A 17,116-nucleotide genomic window follows, 5' to 3' on the forward strand; every position below is an offset into this window, starting at 1 on the left:
CTCCAGCTGGATGTGCGGGCGCCCGAGTCTGCCGCCGGAATGCTGGCAGACCTCTTTGGAGCAACCGCATGACCACCCCAGCCCCCACGTCCCGCCCGTCCGGGCCTTGGCGCATGCTCGGCGTCGGCGCGGCCGCGGTCGCCGCCTGTGCGGTGTGCTGCGCGGGCCCGATCCTCGCCGTCCTTGGCGGCATCGGCGTCACCTCCGCGATCGGCGCCCTGTGGATGCCCACCCTCGGGGTGCTGGCCGTGGCCGCCGGACTCGGCGTCTTCGTCGTACGGCGTCGGCGCCGGGCGACGGCCTGCCACACGGCCCAGGCACCGGCCGACCTCGGCATGCCGACCCTCGGCCCGCCCCCGGACACGGACGGGAGAGGGACCGCTCGCTGAGCGGAGCCGCACGTCAGGCCGCACACAGTGGCCTGCGAGGATGAATCGCGCGGCTGCCACGGGGTGGCCGGGAACAGCACGAGGGCGCAGCTCGGGTGTCGCAGCAGGGACCGCATGGCCTGGTCGAGCGGATGGAACATCACCAGGTCGTGATCTACCTGGCGGCGATGGCCGCCGGTGGACTGCTCGCTGGACAGCGCCCGGCCTTGGACCGGGGCTGGAGCACGCGATCAACCCGGTCCTCGGCGCCCTGCTGTTCGTCACCTTCCTCCAGGTCCCCGCCGCCGAACTGGTCCGCTCGCTACGTGACGGCCGGTTCATGTCCGCCGCGGTGGTGGTGAACTTCGTCGTGGTCCCGCTGGTGGTTACCGCAATGTTCGCCTTCCTGCCCGCTGACTAGGCGGTCCGCCTCGGCGTCCTGCTGGTGCTGCTCTGCCCGTGCGTGGACTACGTCATCGTCTTCTCCGGGTTCGCCAACGGGTCCAGCCGCCGTCTTCTCGCCGCGACCCCGGCGCTGCTGGTCGCGCAGATGCTGCTGCTGCCGGGGTTCCTCTACCTGTTCATGGGCTCGGAGCTGGCCGACATCGTCGAGGTCAGTCCGTTCGTCGAGGCGTTCATCGTCCTGATCGTCATCCCGCTCGTCCTCGCGTGGGCCCTGCAGACGTGGGCGGCCCGCCGTCCGGCCGGACAGAAAGTCTCCGACGCCGCGACCACCACGATGGTGCCGCTGATAGCCGCGACCCTGCTGGTCGTGGTTGCCTCCCAGGTGCCCAAGCTCGGGGACAGCCTCGCCGATGTCGCCGCCGTCGTCCCGTTCTACGCGGCGTTCCTCGTGGTCATGGCGTTCGCCGGCAAGGCCGTGGCCCGCCTGTTCCGCCTGGACGCTCCCGCGGGTCGGGCGATCGTCTTCACCGGCGCGACCCGTAACTCCCTCGTCGTCCTGCCTCTGGCTCTGGCCCTGCCCGACAACCTGGCCGTCGCCGCTGTCGTCGTGGTCACCCAGACCTTGGTCGAGGTCCTCGGCATGGTCGCCTATGTCCGGCTGGTACCCCGCCTGGTCCCCGCCGCCTCCCGCGGTGAAGACATTCCCGTCGCGCCGTGACGGTTGGCCGAGCAGGAGACGACAGACGGCCGCACGGTTGTAGCGAGCGAACCCACGCCAGGCTCAACCCCGTAGAAGAAGAACCGCGACCGGTTCCCGGGAAGAGTCCTCTGAGATTCGGCGAACCCGTCGGTTTCCGGTCGTCGGAGACAGCATGATCGAGGCCGCCATCTGCGACGGTGACATCGTCACCGTCCGGCGCCAGGACAGCGCTGACCACGGCGACATAGTCGCTTCTCTGGGACTGGCGGTGTGGCGCGAGGCGAGATGAGACTTATTTGCGCAGCTCAGCGCCGGTGCAAGTGACAGTATCTTGTGCAACACCTGTGGTGCTATCGCTCGTTCGAGTGGTCTCCGCCGAGGGGAGGAGATCGGCTCAAGCGCGTCAGCTGGCGGCCGGGCGCTTGCTAACGCATCGGCAGGGACCCATCGACGCGGCTGATGTGGCAGCCAATCGCGCGACGTCGTGGTTCACGTAGCTGCGAGGGTCGGACCTGCGGAGAGGCCAGGCGAGATGCCGCACCGTGGACGCAGTCTCCCGCGAACAGGTATCTGGCTGGAGGGGGCGACCGCGGTCAGAGGCCCCAAGCGTCGCGGAAGGTTGTGAGGCAGCCGACTGAGGTCCAGGGGCTGAGGGAGAGGGCATGGCGGGCGTCCGCGAGCTTGGCCAGAGACTGACCGCCCGCCGGCTTTGCTGCCTGCTGGAGACGGTCCGAAGTCAGGGTGCTGCCGAAGAAGTCCATCACGGTTGCGGCGAAGAGCAGGAAGGTGGCGAGTTCGCACCCCATCCGCGTGGCCGCGGGCATTGACGACCCGTCCGGATTGCGGAGTCCTGCGAACTGCCGCAGGCACCACTCAGCCAGGTCCTCGTACCACTCTCGGAACTGGTCCGCGGAGGCGCCCGTGGGGTCGATGAGTTCGATGCGGCCAACGAGGGCGAGGCCGGCCGGTCCGCATGCCTCCCGGAGCAGGCCGTGGCGGACGGCCCCGAGTCGAGCGGCGGCCTCGTGGCGCATCAGCTCCGGCACGGCTTGCAATAGGTCGATGGTGCTCTTCTCGTCGTGTTTGCCTACCAGTTGGCGCGCGCTGCGCTGCAGTTCCCGAGGGAGGCCGCCGGAGAGTACGTAGCACAGAGCGACGAAGGGCTCCCTCCACCCGAGCAGCAGCCCGTAGAGGATCTTCCGCCCGGTGTCGAGCCCCAGGCGCTGGAGGGTGAGGACATCGTCGAAGCAGCTGTCAAACACGTCGCGGAAGGGTATGCCGCGCCGTTCGAAGCTTGCGGCCGCCTCCTCCGAGACGGAGACGAGGAAGAAGCAGCGGCTGGCACCGAACACGCCCTTGATGTCGTTGAGGAAGTTCTCGACGTCCTCCGCACTTCGCAGCTTGTCCAGCTCGTCGACGGCGATGATTAGTTGGTGCTTCTGGCTGACGGTCTCCAGGAAGGCCCGGAGACCGGACACGATCTCGGGGTAGGTCTTCGTCCGTTCCGCTAGCGTCGTACCTTGCTTGGACCCGACGTCGACACCGACGGGAAGTTGCCGCGCGCCACCGAGCCTGAGCGTCATGGAGTGCTCGTTGCTGAGGGTCTGCTGGTAGCGGATCTGCCGGAGCTGGTCGAGCGCGAGTTCATGGAGCCCGGCCTCACTGGAGTACGTCGTGGTTTCGGCAGCCCTCGTAGGAGGAAGGTGCCAGAGGTTCCGCAAGACCCGTGCATAATGTTTCCTCCCCCGGGAGAGCAGAGTCGCACCGAGGACGACCGCAGCCGTGCCACCCAACAGCATCCAGGTGCCCCGCCCCAATCCGCCGGACACCGTAAGTAGAGACAAGCCGATCGCTGCGGTGAGCGAGAGGATGGGCCAACCCCAGCTGAATTTCCGCACGGCCTTGTAATAGAGCCAATCCTCGGCTGTCGTCACATCAATCGGATCCCAGGTGGTGAATCTGGTCCGGAGGCCGGGCACTGCCAGCCGCACGGTACCGAGGAGGAGCAGCACCAGCAGTCCGACCGCAATGGCGGTCATCACCAAGCCCGCATAGGTCCATGCGTCATCGGGTGCGCTGAGGCGCCGGGCGGCAACGGCGACAAGAATGGCGCCCCCGGCGAGGCACACGGCACCGGTAGATGCGACGCCCACTGCCGTGAGGACACTGGCAGCGCGTCTCGGGGTCTGCTCCACCTCGACCTCGAGCATCCGGTCCGCGTTGGGGCCGAGCAGCGCCCGGCAGACCTCGGCGTGTAGGTGCAGGACGAACTCACGCGACTCGTACGCGACGGGGGCCGCCACCGAAACTCCGAGTCGCGATCGTTCCGGTGGCTCCCGCGGCGGCTCCCCAAGAGCCATCGTGTGGGTACCGGATGTCGTGAAGAACTTGATGAGCGCCGACTTGCCGACACCACGCGGGCCCGCGATGCCGAAGCTTCCCTCGCCATGCCGGTCGATCATCGACTCCAGCCGCTCGAAGGACGGGGTGATCACCACCTTCTCGTTGGTGATCGTCTCACGCAGCCCTTTGAGGGAGCGGATCTGCATGCTCAGGGCGAAGTGCGCGGCCACGGCGCTGTTGAGCGCGGTGAGAACCAGCCCATGAATCGTCGATTCCGCCATGGACCCTAGATCAGCCCGGGCCGCCTTCCACTCTGTTTCCAGGTTCCGGAAGTCCGGCCGCTCACTCGCCTGGTCCCTCTGCTCGGTCATGTGGCGCTCCAGGCTTGCCTGGATTCGGAGCAGATCGTACGTGACGCTGACGATCTCATCCTTTACGGCAGCTCGGGGCGGGTCCGGCCACTTTGGTGGGCCTGCTCGGTTCCTGCGTTTGGCTTGTTGAGCCCAGACGAAGGCCGGGCTGGTTCGGGCCGGCAAGAGACGAGCAGCCGCTGTGCGTCGCTCCCAGGCCGCGGTGAGGAGGGCGCGCACTTTCGTGCCATCATCGACTCCTCCTGGCGGCTCCTGACTCACGTCGAAAAGCGCCTGCGACACGTCGCGAAGTCCGTCCGCCGCTTCGGAAAGCTTCGTGAACGCGGCATGGCGACCCGGATCCGACGCTATTTCCGTTACTAGCAGCTCATGCAGGCGGACGCCCAACTGGCGGGTCCGCTCGAGCTGTTCCGCCAGGTTCATCTCGATGACGCCACGCTGGTCGTCTACCAGATGCTCGAGCTGTGGTGGTTCCTGAAGTACCGCCAGCTGCTCGGCTATCTCCGGCCGAGCACGTACAGCGGTCAGCGCTTCCTTCACCAACTGGCTCTCGTTGACGGCGTACGGCCCCGCAGTACTACTTTGGAGGACGGACGACCACACCTTGGGCTGCCCCGTGAGGGGGTCCTGCGAACGAATGCCGCTGGGAAACGCCACGGAGATCACCTCTGTGTCGACGGTCAGCCAATTCCCCACCCCGAACGCCACGTAGTGGGCCAGCTGGACGGTGTTGCGCCCCCGCTGTGGACATGGGGACGGTGACCGTGTGTCGAGTGCCGAGATCCCCTCGGCGCCACGGGTTCCCGGGCCACCCGATAGCCAGACCGTCGTTCAGGCGGGTCAGGAACTGTCCAGGGTGGCCGCAAGGCCGGCCCGGAGCGCCGTCGTAGGTGCCCTGGACGTGGAGCTGATGATGTAGTTCGTGGGGGTTTGCGCGGCCGCTGACACCCACCGCGTAGGACTCCCCTCCAGGATTGTCCGAACCCCCGAAAGGGGCAAATCGGCGCCTTCCCTGCTCGGCGGCGAGGGGAACTTACTTCAACGTTCACCGGCACGGGACAAAACGTTCACCGGCACGGGACAATGGGCTCCTACGAGCCGCTGAGGGCCGGGTGGCAGTCGACGAGTCCCGGGAGGTGGCCGCCGCGTAGGCCGGATCACGACGCCGTGGTGTCTGCCTGCACGCGCTGGTTGAGCGCTCGGGTCAGTTCGCGGTTGGCTTCCCGGGCAGCGCCCAGATCCGCTTGGGACTCCTCCAGGGCGGAGGTCAACTCGACGTTGCGCTGTTCAAGCCGGGTGAGGCTGCGTTGGAGCTCGTCGATGTCGGTGGGCACGCCCAGCCCTGACTCCCGCCACGCCTGCTCGCCAAGCTCGCTGGACAGGCGCTTCTCCAAGAGCTGGATCCGCGCGGCAAGCCGGGCGTTGCGGGCCTGCGCGTTCGCGAGGTCGACCTGGAGCGATGCCCGACTTACTGCGGACGCGCCAGATGCAGGGTCTTGCTCGGACGGCTCGACCTCCGCCGCATGGACCAGCGCGAGCAGATCGCGATGCCGGTAGAGAAAGGTACGGTCCACCCCGGCCTGCCGGGCGATGCCGGAAACACTGATCCGGCCCCCTCTGTGGGTGGCGGCGTTGACAGCCTTCACAACACGCTGCCGACGCCGGTCAGAGTCCGCCTTGCGGCCGTCGCTCATTGCCGAACTCACGCCGTCCTCCTCGGCCGGACATCGGGCAGGGGCTGACCGATCCGCGGCATCCCCAGCATCACGCTCCGCCCGCGGCGGACGAGAGCAACGGCCTGCTCGATCTGCGCGCGGTCCTTGGCGGTCAGCTGGTCAAGGTCGGTAGTGACGCGGTCGATGAGCCGGCGGACCCGGCTGATCTCCTCGTTGCTGGGTATGGCCTGCGTGCGGGCCCATTCGTCGGCCTCGAAGGCGGACATCAACCGTTCCCGGCTGCGCAGCAGGTCGGCGAGGTGGGCTTGCAGATCCGGCAGGTAGGAGACATCTGTGTTGAAGTGCTCGCAGCCCAGGCAGCGGAACCGCAGCGGGCAGGCGTGGCCGCCGGCGGCGACGTTGGACGGTTCGCGGCACACCCCGTACGGCGTGGCGACCTCCCCGATCGCGTGGCGGACGTGCTCGGAGTCCAGCAGGCTCTGCGCCGCACGCCAGACCCGGGCGCCGTGCCGGTCGAACTGCAGGGCGGTGACCCGGTCCACGGCCTCGCGGCGCCGCTCGGCGCCGATTAATGGTGACGTCGGGTATTGGAACTGTCTGAATGCCCTCCTTCAGAGGCCCGGTGGAGCTAGTTGCGGTGGCGTCAGTCGTCCGCTGAGACGAGGAGAGTGAGCGTCGCTGCCGGGCGGTCGATGAGGACGAGTTCGTGGTAGTCGATATGGATAGGGCCGTAGTCGTGGAAGGCGTCCTCCGGAAGCTGTCCCAGCAGGTATCTGCTGGTCGCCTTGCAGATCGGGGTGTAGATCTCCTGACGCAGGCGTGATGCGAGTGATTCTGGGACGGCGCCATGCTGGTTGGCCCAGAAGTGGATGGTGTCGACGGCCGTAGCGGCATCGACGGTCTCGTAGGTATCAGGGCGGTCGAGCCACCACTGACCGTGCCGTGGCCAGTCTTGAACGCCGGCGCCGTCGTACGTGTCCCGAAACTGAGGGTGCGCGATCAAGGCAGCCAGCGCGTCTCGGTCGTCCAATGCCTCGGACGACAGCTGGAAACGCTTGACGTTGACCCAGCGGTAGCCGTGGGAGCGCTCCCCGAAGTCGAAGTCTCGGAAGTTGATGAAGGGGCTGTCCAGGTGGACGACGGCGGAGACTGGTTCCATGGTGGTCATCGTAGATCTCGCCGGTATACCCATTCGTCGGCGACCTCCGGCCTGACCAGCGAGTATTCCTGCCGGTGTCCATGCCCAACACCGGTCTTTCCCCTCGAATGCACGGCTCACGAGGTCGTGCGTCGGCTGACTTCGGCGGCGTAGGTGGCCCAGTCGCCGGCGGAGAGACGCTGCCAGGCGACAGCGACGTCGGTGTGGATCCCCAGGGTGCGGGCGAGGATCGCGGCGGGGATCTCGGTGGCGAGCTGGAAGAGTGCGGTGCTGCGGGCCTGGTTGGGCCGGATACCCAGGTTGTTCAGCCGCTGCGTCAGCTGTGTGGTGCTGATCGGACGTCCTGGCTGGCCGCCGGGGAAGAGCCAGGGCGATGGCGCCAGGGCACCGATGGTCGCGTGGCCCTTGCGGTTCGCGGCGACCACGCGGGCCAGTTCGGCGACGGGCTCGGGCAGCTGAACGGGGGCATCGCCGAGGTGGAGACGTACTTCCTGATTGCCGACCTCGACGTCCTCGATGGACAACCGGTGGATCGCCGATGGCCCTTGTGCGTAGAGGAGAAGAAGCAGTCCCGCGAGGCGGTCTTCGGGTTTGAGGGTGTCGTCGTGCAGGAGCCGGCGTGCGACGTTCCAGCGATGTTCGTCGTCGAGTGGCTGAGTGGGGCCGTTCCAGCGGATAGCGGGGACGTGGACGGTGGTGAGCTTGTTGGTGCGGGCCCAGCGGATGAAGTCCTGCCGTCTGGCGGTAGGTGGCGGAGTCGTCGGTGAGCCACCGGTCGAGGTCGGCCTGCTGACAGGTCCCCCGGGTGAGGTTGTGGGCCGTCAGCCAGTTCAGGAAGGCGACGGCCGCATGAGTGCGTTGACGTGCGGATATGAACTGCTGCGGGGTGATGGGGCGGCCGCTGTTGCGTCGGCGGAGTCGCCGGACCAGGTGTCAGATCGCGTACCGGTGCAGGACTTTGCGTTGCTCAGGGTCCTGTTGGGATGCGAGGAGGCCGGTGAGGAAGCGTTCGAGGCGGACCATGTACTCGTCGCGCTCGGGCAGGGCGCCGACGGCAACGAGGACCTGGCGGAGGTGGGCGACGGGCGGGCTGTCGGGCAGTTCATCGAGAGCCTCGTGGGTGAGAGCTCGTCGGCCGGCCGCGAGGTCGGCCAGGACCGGGGAGACGGACGGTTTGTTCAGCCACCGCCTGGCGGTGATGGGGTGCTCGGTGGTGGCGATGTTGTGCCGAAGTGCTTCGAGGCCGGGGTGGAGGACATCGGACGGAGGGCCGAGCAGTTCGTTGAGGCGCCGGTTGATGAGGCAGCGCGCGCACTGGCCAGGGTGCGGATGGTCTGCATCGTTGCAGGTGGGACAGGTATGCCAGACCTCCGGGGCGGTGCAGTCCACGCAAAGGGGCTGGCCGAGCGTGCCGGAGACGACCGCCGCGAATTCCCCGCATCCCGAGCATGATGCTGTGCGGCCGGGGTCATCGACGCGACATCGATGTACTCCTGATCCACCGTGATCGCCGAGACGCTCTTGAGCGTCTCCACCCGAAGACCGCCCAGCTCCACCTGAACCTGGTGCGTCACGACCGCATCATCCAGCATGTCTGCCCCTCACGTCTGATGTCACAGGACGACCGTCCGCCCGTGATCATGGACATCGTGGCAGCCGGCATCTGCAACGAACACAAAGCTCACTCCTGCGGGTGAATCGCTTCAGGTCATTGTCATGCGCGGCTCAGGAACAGGGACTAAAATGATCATTGTCTTGCGTCGCCAGGATAATGTGACGCAAAGCGGTCAAAAGTTCAAGAATCATATCATTGGGGGGTTTTGTACATGCGAAAGACCTTTGCCCTGGTCGCCGCCGTCGGCAGCCTGATAGGGGCGTTCGCTGTTGCACCCAGTGCTGCGGCCTCGACCCCGAGCAGCCCGGCCTCCGTCGTGACGACATACGACTCCGAAGCGCCTGTCCCTGAGGGGGCCCACAGCCTGTCGGAGACGGCAGGTGCAACAGGGGCCACGGCCGGAATCATCGCCGTGTGGGACAAGAACTTCCTCAACCGCAGGGACCAATCGAAGTGTGTGGACGACAGTGCCAGCTACGGGCTGAGGGTGCACACCTGTAGCAAGGCGAGCTTCGACAATGGTTTCCAGAAGTTCACGGCGATCCAGTACGACGACGGCTACATCAACTTCCAGAACGTGGCTACGGGGGAATGCCTCGACGGCAGCGCCGCCCACGGCGTCCGTACCCACGCGTGCAGCACCGCCAGTTACGTCAACGGCTACCAGCGTTGGTTCGTCAACGACCAGGACGGCGTCTACCAGTGGGTTTCCTTCCGGAACGTGGCCACCGGAAAGTGCCTGGACTACAGCCCCACCTATGGCCTGCGCCTCCACGACTGCAGCGCTGCCGCCCTCCAGAACGGTTACCAGGGGTGGAACTACTGAGCCAACGGGATGGCGCCACTTTCCCCTAGGGGTAGGGCGCTGACCACAGCCGGTATATCTTCGCGATCAACTCGCGTCTCCTAGATGCCCGGGTCGCCGACGCTACCGATCGCGATTACACGGGCGGGCCGGACCCGGGATCTGCCCGGGCCCGGCGGGACGGTCCGGATCCGGCTGACGCTGGAGGGGGTGGTGGTTGGTGTGCTGGCTGTTGGCTGGCCTGGGGTGTTGTGGGTTTGTTGAGAGCCCGATCGGACGGTTCCCGGCGTGGGTCTTGGGTGTGTGAGCTGGGGCTTTCTGGTCTGTGCTGAGTGTGGCGTGGTCTGTTGTGGATGGTTCTAGCGTGTAAGGGCTCAGCCAGCGTTTGTGCTGTTCAGGGCCCTTTCGTGTTGTCGGGGTGGTGTGTTAGCGGGTTCGGGTGGGGGGGGTTCGGCGAGGTGGTCGAGTTGGACGGCGTCGAGGGTGGCTTTGGTGATGCGTTCGGTGCCGTCGCCGATGGCGGTGATAGCGGCTTGACGGATGAGTCGGGTGAGGGATCCGATGCGCCCGGCGGTGCGTTGGTGGAGGTAGGGGGCGTGGCGGGGGAGGGTGCCAGGCCGGTGGTGGGTGAGGTCGAGGGCGTTTTCGATGTCGGTGATGACGTCGCGGAATGGCTGGCGGGTGCTGTGGCGGGCGGGGAGGGGGCCGCAGGTGACCAGGGTGGCGCGTCCGGCGAGTTGGGCGCCGCGGGTCCCGGTGAACAGGGGTGTGTCGGTGACGTTGATGCCGGCGTAGACGAACGTCGCGGGGAGGCGTTCGGTGAGGTCTTTGATGAGGTCGGCGGTTTGGGCGCCTGTGGTGGTGCGGGGGTTGAGGCGGTGGATCTCGTCGATGAGGACGAGTTGGACACCGGCGTGGGTGTAGGTGTGGCAGACGGCTTCGGTGATCTGGGTCTGGGTCATGCGCGCGGTGACGGGGACGGCGAGGTAGCGGGCGAACTCGGTGATGAGGGTCTTCGCGGTGGCGCCGGGCGGGACGAGGACGTAGGCGACGGGTACCGCAGCGTGGGCTGATCCGGGCGGGACGGGGTTTTTGCGGTGGTGGGCGAGGTGGCAGGCGCGGCCGACGTGGAGGAGGGCCGTTGTTTTCCCGGCCGCGGCGGGCCCGGTGACGATCAGGGAGGGCCGTGCGGTGGCCTGCTGGTGACGGCCGAGGATCATCAGGGTGCGTACCTGGGTGGCGAGGGTGTCGATGGCGGGTGTGCGGATGGTGACGAAGCGGGAGTGGTAGGCGAGGCGTTCCTCAACGCTGCGGGGCGGGTCGCCGGGCTGGGGTGGGGCCGGGGGGTCGGTGGTGGCGAAGCGCTGCCAGCCGTTCCAGGTGGTCAGCGGCCAGGACGCCTCGACCGCGCTGCTGCCGTCTGGACGGATCGATGTTGTGCTGCTCGGGATCGGTGTCGTGGGGTGCGGGTTGTTCACCACTTGGCGGCTTCCTCGTGTGCGTCGTAGAGCCCGAACCCACCTGCCTGCGAGGCGGGCCGGCTGTCGTCGGGCAGGTCTTCGAGGTCGTCGATGCTGTCGTCCTCGCCGTGCTGCGCGTGGTCGCCGGTGTGGTGGCCGGTGCCGGCGTGGTGTTCTGAGGGTCGGGCGGCGGGCACCGGGACGGTGGCTGTGCGGGCGATGACGGCCCGTTCGGTCTTGGTGGCGTGGCCGCTGTGGACGCGGCGCATGAGCTGGTCGAGGGCGTCGGCGAGGTCGGCTTCGTGCTGCTCGGCGTCGCCGTGGTTGCTGTGCAGGGCGAGGGATCTGATGTGCTGCCAGGTGTGGTCGTTGAACGGCTGGTGGACGTGGTCGCGGTGGATCCAGGGGATTTCGGTGAGTTCGCCGTCGGGCAGGCGGACCCAGATCTGGCGGACGTCGTGGGGGTTGTAGTGGACCTCCCATTTGCCGTTGCGGCTGGGGTGGGGGGAGGTCTGGCCGCGGTAGGGGGCGAGGAAGTCGTGGTCGTAGGTGCGGTGGTGGATGCGGATGCCGGAAGCGGTGATGGCTTGCCACCGCAAGGGCAGCAGTTCGAGGTAGTCGCCGCCGGTGAGGGGGACGGGCACGTAGCCGGCGACGGCGACGAGGGCGGCCCACATCTGGTTCGGGGTGAGTGCTTTGCCCGGCATCATCGGGTGGCGCAGGCCTTCGTGGGGCCGGTGGTGGTAGTGCACCAGCCATTCGTCGAGGAGGTCCTGCAGCTGGGCGACGCTGTAGCAGGCTTCGTGCTCGGTGTCGGGACCGCGGCGGGTGACGTCGGATCCGGTGTAGCCGGGCAGGTACTGGCACCACAGCGCGTTGATGGTGCCGAAGGCGCGTTCGACGATGCCTTTGGCGGTGGGGGCGTGGGGCGGGGCGGGCTGGACACTGATGCCGAGGCTCTCGCAGGCGGCGGTGAACGCGCGGGAGACGAAGACTTTGCCCCGGTCGACGACGATCGTCTCGGGCAGGACGACAGGCCGGGCCGCGGCCCCCGCCAGGCGCTCGTCCAGCGTGGCCAGCCGGTGGTGTGGCAGGGCGAGGGCCTGGTTCATGCGCAGGATGTCGGGCCAGGCGGGGCGAGCGGGGTGCGGGACGGCTATCTCCGCGAGCAGCAGGGCCGCGTCGACGGCCTTGGTCGCGCTGGGGCACAGGACGGCCGCGAGGACGGCGCGGGTGGCGACGTCGATGGCGATGGTGAGTTCGGGGCGGGCGAGGGTGCCGTCGTCGAAGAGGGCCAGGACGTCCAGGCGGGTGATGTCGACCTGGACCTGCTCGCCGGGTCGCAGCGCCGTGGCCGGAGTGAAGGCCCGCCCGTCGAAACTTGCGGGGATCTGGCGGACTGGTCCGGTGGGCAGTTCGCCGGGGCGGGCGAGAGAGGTGACGAGACGGTACAGCGTGGCCTGGGACGGGGCGGGCACGTTCCCGGGGCCGTGCCGGTTCTCCAGGATCTGGGTGATCAGAGGGAAGAGGCCGTTGATGGTGCCCTTGGAACGGCCGCGGCGGCGGCGCAGCGCTTCGCGGACGGCGGCGACGACCCGTTCGTCGGCCCGCCCGGTGGGGCTGGAGGCGCGGGTGGTGCGGTGGTCGAGGAGCCCCCACAGGCCCTGCTTGCGGTAGTCCAGGCGCATGCGCTGCACCGTGGTGCGTGAGACACGGCCGAAGCCGAGCGCGGTCAGCTCCTGGGCCTTGGCCTGTTCCCGCTCGGCCAGCGTGTGCCGCTCAGGGTCGTACTGCTCCCGTACGACTCCTTCGCTGCCGGGCCCGCCGGGCAGCCCGCATTCGACTTCCCTCACGTGCCGTTGCCAGGCCAGCGCCTTCTCGCGCGCCGCGGCAGGGGCGGTCTCGAACAGCCCCCACTGCGGCGCCGCCTGGGGAGCGTCGGCTCCGATGACGGTGAAGCCGGGGTCGGCGAACAGGTACCCGGCGAGCACGGTCTCACCGCCGCCGTCCGGGCCGACGAGGCGGATGTCCTGCCCGGACAGGGCGACCACCTGCCACTTCACCCCACGGAAACGGACATGCGCCCCGACCTTCACAGTCGGCCGGGCATTGCGCCTCACGGTCACCGGATACCTCCTGGCTCGCCGGAACGGCTCGAGCTCCCCGGGCCGACGAGGACGCGTTCGTGCAGAGGGCTCTGCAGCGGTGTCGTCAGCTGTCCGAGCCACAGGGCGTGGAAGACGACGGGAAGAACCTCGATGGGGTCGCCGGCCGCTTCGGCGCCTTCGATGAGCGGCCGGGGCTGCGCGAACGCGCCGAGCACGGCCGCCATCAGGCCAGTACGCCCCTGGTTCCGGGGATGGCGGTAGCCAGCCAGCCATTTCAGATTGGCGGCCGCCACATCGTCGAGCGGCGCAAGGCGCCGGTAGGTCCAGCCGATCTGAGCACACGCCTCACTCACCGCTACGGCCGCCTTCACCGCACGCTCACCACCGGCTTCCAGGTGGCTGGGGCAGTCGGCCAGCAGCGCGCTGCCGTCGCTGTACCGGGCGAAGAGCTGCGGCACCCACGAACGCACCTGCCCACGGTCGCTGCGCCACAGCAACCGCACCGGCCGCCCCGCGAGCCCGATCACCCGCGGATCCCGGTCCAGGATCATCAGCTGGGTCCGCATCGCGTTCGACCCCGCGGCCACATGCCTCCCGGTCGTCGACGACCACCACAAGCCCGGCCCCCACCGGCGCCCCGGGATCACCGGGAACGCCGACACCGGCTCCAATTCCTCGAACGCCACAGCAATGGCGGCATCCGCCCAGCGCTGCTGGACCGTCTGCCCGACCGGGTCAAGGAAGACCGCCTCGAAGGCGCTCCCAGGATCCACGGCCACTCGTCCTGCCCGGCTTCCGGACCGGGCCCCTCCTACGCTGGTCACCTGAACCAGCCAAGCCCCTCCCGCCGATGGGCCCCGCTGTTTTCAGGATTCCTGCCACAAACGAGTGCAGTATCAGCGAAAAGCCAACGCACCCGTCCGCCCTGCGCTTTCAACCGCCGTCTTGCTTGCCCGCCGTCAGCATGCTCCTGAGCTCCGCGGCGGGCATGTCCACCCACCGGGCCACCTCCTCCAGTGGCACCCCGCCGTTCACCGCCGCCACCGCGGTCCGCTTCCAGGCCGCCTCGACCAGGCCGACACTGTGCCCGAGACCGCGCAGCAACTGCCGGGCGACCTCGGCCGTCGGCCCGCTCTGCACGCCGCGCAGCTGGACGAGCTGCTCCTCGGCACTGTCGATGAGGCTGCCGATGAGTGCCCGCTGCTCGGGCGGCACCACTGTCCGCCATATCGTCCCCGCACCGGGCGCCTTCTTCTCCTTGCCCAGCACTCGCAGCTCTCCGGCCATGGACGCCGGCTGATGCTCCTGACGCACCCACCAGGGATCGCTGTCGTATCCGGGCGGGCCACCGGCTCCGCGGCGCTGGCGGATGACGCCGCCCATCCAGGACGTCAACGGACCGCCGTAGTCGATCGCCGCCAGAGGCCCCAGCCATCCCCGCCCGACCCGCTCACCGAGCCGGCGGCAGAACATGCCGTCGGCGGGCAGCGCCCGTGGCCGCCCGGCACCGCTGTCCTGCCACACCAGCTCGACCATGCCCGGGTCCAGCAGCGCGTCGGCGACCGCCACCACCTCGGGGAAGACGACCACGTCCCGCCCCACGATCCGCCACCGCTCCAGATCACCACCGGCATCACCGCCCGCGACCTGATGCAGACGCCGCGGCCAGACCGTCTCCCGCTCCCAGCCAAAGGCCTGCTCCCACCAGCGGGCCACCACCGCATACGCCAGCGCGAACACCCTCTCCGGCACGACCCCGGCCCGCACCGCCCGCCGCGCCACCCCGGCCCACTGCCGCTGCGCAGCGCTCACCTCCGGCAGCTGCAGCACGTCCAGATACTCCAGGGGCTGGTCGGCATCCGCGTCCAGGAGCCACCGCCCGTGCCGGACACACACCCGCTGCCAACGCGGCGCGTACCGCACGACCCGCGCCACCGTCCCCGTGCGCCGGGCCGTACACAGGCGGCAGCCGAACGCCACCGGCCCGGCGGCCGCGCCACCGATCCGCCACACCGCCGCTGGCACTCCCTCCTCCTCGGCGGGTAGCTTGGCGTCGCCCTGCTCCCAGGACGGCAACGCCCGCGCCAACACGTCTTCCCTGACGCCGCACAGGCTTGCCAGGAGCTGCCGCCCGGCCGCGTTCAGCAGCACTTCGGCGTCGGCCCGCCCACCCCCGCCGTCGTGCACAGGTTGGGAGTTGCGCCATTGCCACCAGGACCTCAACGCCTTCGCTTCCATCCCGTAGCGGCTCGCGATGCGGCAGATCAGCGACGACGTCGTTTCTCCCTGCAGAGGAGCGGTCCGCAGGAGGCCGGGGTGATAGGTCACTCCATCACGGTCTCGTGTTTGCAGTCCCCGGGCGGGCACTTTCGCACCGATGCCCAGTGGATCAAGCGAACCGGTGACGATCTCTCAGCTGAAGCTGCCCTGCCCGTCGTCTGCGGTGGAGAAGAGCTCGTCCAGGGACAGGGGTTCATCGGCTACGGGGAGGCTGAGCGTTCCCGTGATGTCAGCTCGCCGCGCTCATCGAGGTCCATTAGGCGGGGCATTGCCGCTGCCTGTCCGGCCCGGGGCGGGAACACGGCCGCAGAGCCGCTCGCAGGATCCTCGCCACTTTCCAGCACGCGTTGCCTCTCTCCCCGCCGAGCACTGGACAGCACAACTGGCCGCCCCGATTCCAGGTATCCCAGCCCTTAGGCATCCAACTGACCTGTATCGGCATACGACTGACAGCACCCACCGCCATCCGGTACAGCCAAATGGGGCCGGCACATGAGAGGTATGAAGGCCAGTCAGGGACACGACTCCACTGGCGAGCCAGGCCCCAGCATGGAGTACCCCTAGCCCAGTCTCAATCCAGCGAACAGAATGAAGCACCAAGGCTGACCGACCTCATCGTGAACCACGAGGCTGCCCGTCACCTGGCTGACAGGAATCGGCATACAGATGACAGTGGACTTCGTCATCCGCTACAGCAGCACCGGTGAGTCGCAGGCGGCGTTCAGACCCGTCCTGGCCAGCACCGGGAGCTCCGTAAGCCAGGAGTCGGCCGTGACACCCCCATCAGCTCCTCGCTGCCAGCCGCCCGCGGAGCGGGCTGGTCCTGGAGGCGGAGCCGGAAGGGCCCGGGTGGGGGAGCGGAGCGGACCCACCCAACGGGCCGTAGGCCCGGACCCCGTGAAACGGGGTCACCCAGGCCTGCAAAGCAGGCCGTTCGGGGTGGCAGCGATCCGGCGGAATCGCTGGACGTCCCGCCGCATTGGTGCCATGATCAAGTCTTATGACTGCATTCCGAAAGGCTCATGCCGCGTAATCGGCCGGGAGTGCTGCGCGCGCAGCGGGTGCCGCGACAGGTGTACGCGGATACCGGTTCATGGGGCGTTGGATTGCCCAAGCGTTGGCGCCCGTCCCGGCGGATCGTCTCCGCGATCCGCCGGGAGGAATACCGGCGCCCGTTCGGCGAAGGATGGTGGCCGGGGGCGGCTTTGGAGGCCATCGATGCCTATCGGGCCTTCCTCGCGCGCCCGGGCAAGTACCTGTACCTGCTCCTGTCGATTAGCGGTAGTCAGGACCAGGAGCTCTGGGAGAACGTTGCGGTGGCCCGGGACCTCCTCGAAGTGGTCGTGCGCAGGCTCCCCACGAGTGCCCGCCGCGATCTGGAAGCGCTGCTGGCGGAAATGGATGATGAACTGCGGCGTAGGACGCTCCCCGACCCGCTCGCTTACCGCCAGCCGTACCGTAGGGGAGGCTGGTGGCACTGGCGTCTCTATCACGAGACCAACCACCTCTGACACCCGGCGGTTCCCTGGTTGTTGCTGCCGGCGCCCGCGCAGCGGGCTAGTCCTGAAGGCGAAGCCGGAAGGACCGGGCGGGGGAGCGAAGCGGACGCGCCCAATGGGCCAAAGGCCCGAACCCCGTGAAACGGGGTCACACAAGCTCGCGAAGCGAGCCGTTCGAGACCGAGCGAAGCGAGGTCTCGAACCCGTCCGCAGCGAAGCGGAGGACTCTGGCCCGAAGGGCCAGCTCTGGCCCGAAGGGCCAGCCGAGCGCAGCGAGGCCGGTCTCTCCTGAGCGCGCAGCGCTCAGGTACCCGCGGAGCGGGTACC

At 68.4% G+C, this 17,116-nt stretch carries 13 protein-coding genes and 2 pseudogenes; 5 read left to right on the forward strand and 10 right to left on the reverse strand.

Annotation, left to right across the window (positions count from 1 at the left end):
* Positions 1-68: 68 nt before the first annotated feature.
* The 3 genes and pseudogenes from AB0D94_RS19935 to AB0D94_RS19945 form a co-directional block, all read left to right on the forward strand.
* Entirely contained in the window at positions 69-389 is a 321-nt protein-coding gene (locus AB0D94_RS19935) for a hypothetical protein (RefSeq protein WP_362053326.1), read from the forward strand.
* Between the two features lie 131 nt (positions 390-520).
* Positions 521-1,491, forward strand: a pseudogene (locus AB0D94_RS19940) (bile acid:sodium symporter).
* A gap of 139 nt (positions 1,492-1,630) precedes the next feature.
* Positions 1,631-1,732 (forward strand): annotated as a pseudogene (locus tag AB0D94_RS19945) (S24 family peptidase); the annotation flags it as partial.
* A 334-nt stretch (positions 1,733-2,066) separates the two neighbouring features.
* Here the strand turns inward: AB0D94_RS19945 and AB0D94_RS19950 are convergent.
* From AB0D94_RS19950 to AB0D94_RS19975, 6 genes are all read right to left on the reverse strand, one after another.
* A complete protein-coding gene (locus AB0D94_RS19950) occupies positions 2,067-4,844 on the reverse strand; it encodes a hypothetical protein (protein WP_362053329.1) in 2,778 nt (925 codons plus the stop codon).
* A 500-nt stretch (positions 4,845-5,344) separates the two neighbouring features.
* On the reverse strand, positions 5,345-5,893 hold the full coding sequence (locus AB0D94_RS19955) for a DUF6262 family protein (protein ID WP_362053331.1): 549 nt from the start codon (positions 5,891-5,893) through the stop codon (positions 5,345-5,347).
* Positions 5,890-6,405: a hypothetical protein gene (locus AB0D94_RS19960; RefSeq protein WP_362053334.1), complete on the reverse strand. Its 516-nt coding sequence runs from the start codon at positions 6,403-6,405 to the stop codon at positions 5,890-5,892. Before AB0D94_RS19960 ends, AB0D94_RS19955 begins: the two co-directional genes overlap by 4 nt.
* A gap of 101 nt (positions 6,406-6,506) precedes the next feature.
* A complete protein-coding gene (locus AB0D94_RS19965) occupies positions 6,507-7,022 on the reverse strand; it encodes a hypothetical protein (RefSeq protein WP_362053337.1) in 516 nt (171 codons plus the stop codon).
* Positions 7,023-7,138: 116 nt separating this feature from the next.
* Positions 7,139-7,546: a hypothetical protein gene (locus AB0D94_RS19970; protein ID WP_362053340.1), complete on the reverse strand. Its 408-nt coding sequence runs from the start codon at positions 7,544-7,546 to the stop codon at positions 7,139-7,141.
* Positions 7,547-7,955: 409 nt separating this feature from the next.
* Positions 7,956-8,411 (reverse strand): hypothetical protein, encoded by a 456-nt coding sequence (locus tag AB0D94_RS19975; RefSeq protein ID WP_362053343.1) that lies wholly within the window; start codon positions 8,409-8,411, stop codon positions 7,956-7,958.
* 683 nt (positions 8,412-9,094) lie between these two features.
* On the opposite strand from AB0D94_RS19975, the gene AB0D94_RS19980 reads away from it, so the two are divergent.
* Positions 9,095-9,463 (forward strand): RICIN domain-containing protein, encoded by a 369-nt coding sequence (locus AB0D94_RS19980; protein ID WP_362053346.1) that lies wholly within the window; start codon positions 9,095-9,097, stop codon positions 9,461-9,463.
* 353 nt (positions 9,464-9,816) lie between these two features.
* On the opposite strand, the gene AB0D94_RS19985 is transcribed toward AB0D94_RS19980, so the two are convergent.
* From AB0D94_RS19985 to AB0D94_RS20000, 4 genes are all read right to left on the reverse strand, one after another.
* Complete coding sequence (locus AB0D94_RS19985; protein ID WP_362053367.1) at positions 9,817-10,830, reverse strand: ATP-binding protein; 1,014 nt, start codon at positions 10,828-10,830, stop codon at positions 9,817-9,819.
* Positions 10,831-10,916: 86 nt separating this feature from the next.
* On the reverse strand, positions 10,917-12,965 hold the full coding sequence (locus AB0D94_RS19990) for a Mu transposase C-terminal domain-containing protein (protein ID WP_362053349.1): 2,049 nt from the start codon (positions 12,963-12,965) through the stop codon (positions 10,917-10,919).
* A 59-nt stretch (positions 12,966-13,024) separates the two neighbouring features.
* On the reverse strand, positions 13,025-13,789 hold the full coding sequence (locus tag AB0D94_RS19995) for a TnsA-like heteromeric transposase endonuclease subunit (protein ID WP_362053352.1): 765 nt from the start codon (positions 13,787-13,789) through the stop codon (positions 13,025-13,027).
* 154 nt (positions 13,790-13,943) lie between these two features.
* Positions 13,944-15,338: a DNA-binding protein gene (locus AB0D94_RS20000; RefSeq protein ID WP_362053370.1), complete on the reverse strand. Its 1,395-nt coding sequence runs from the start codon at positions 15,336-15,338 to the stop codon at positions 13,944-13,946.
* A 995-nt stretch (positions 15,339-16,333) separates the two neighbouring features.
* On the opposite strand from AB0D94_RS20000, the gene AB0D94_RS20005 reads away from it, so the two are divergent.
* Positions 16,334-16,801, forward strand: a complete 468-nt coding sequence (locus AB0D94_RS20005) for a hypothetical protein (protein WP_362053355.1) — start codon at positions 16,334-16,336, stop codon at positions 16,799-16,801.
* Positions 16,802-17,116 lie beyond the last annotated feature (315 nt).

This window comes from Streptomyces sp. NPDC048255, assembly GCF_040652415.1.
In the GTDB taxonomy this organism is placed as follows: Bacteria; Actinomycetota; Actinomycetes; order Streptomycetales; family Streptomycetaceae; genus Streptomyces.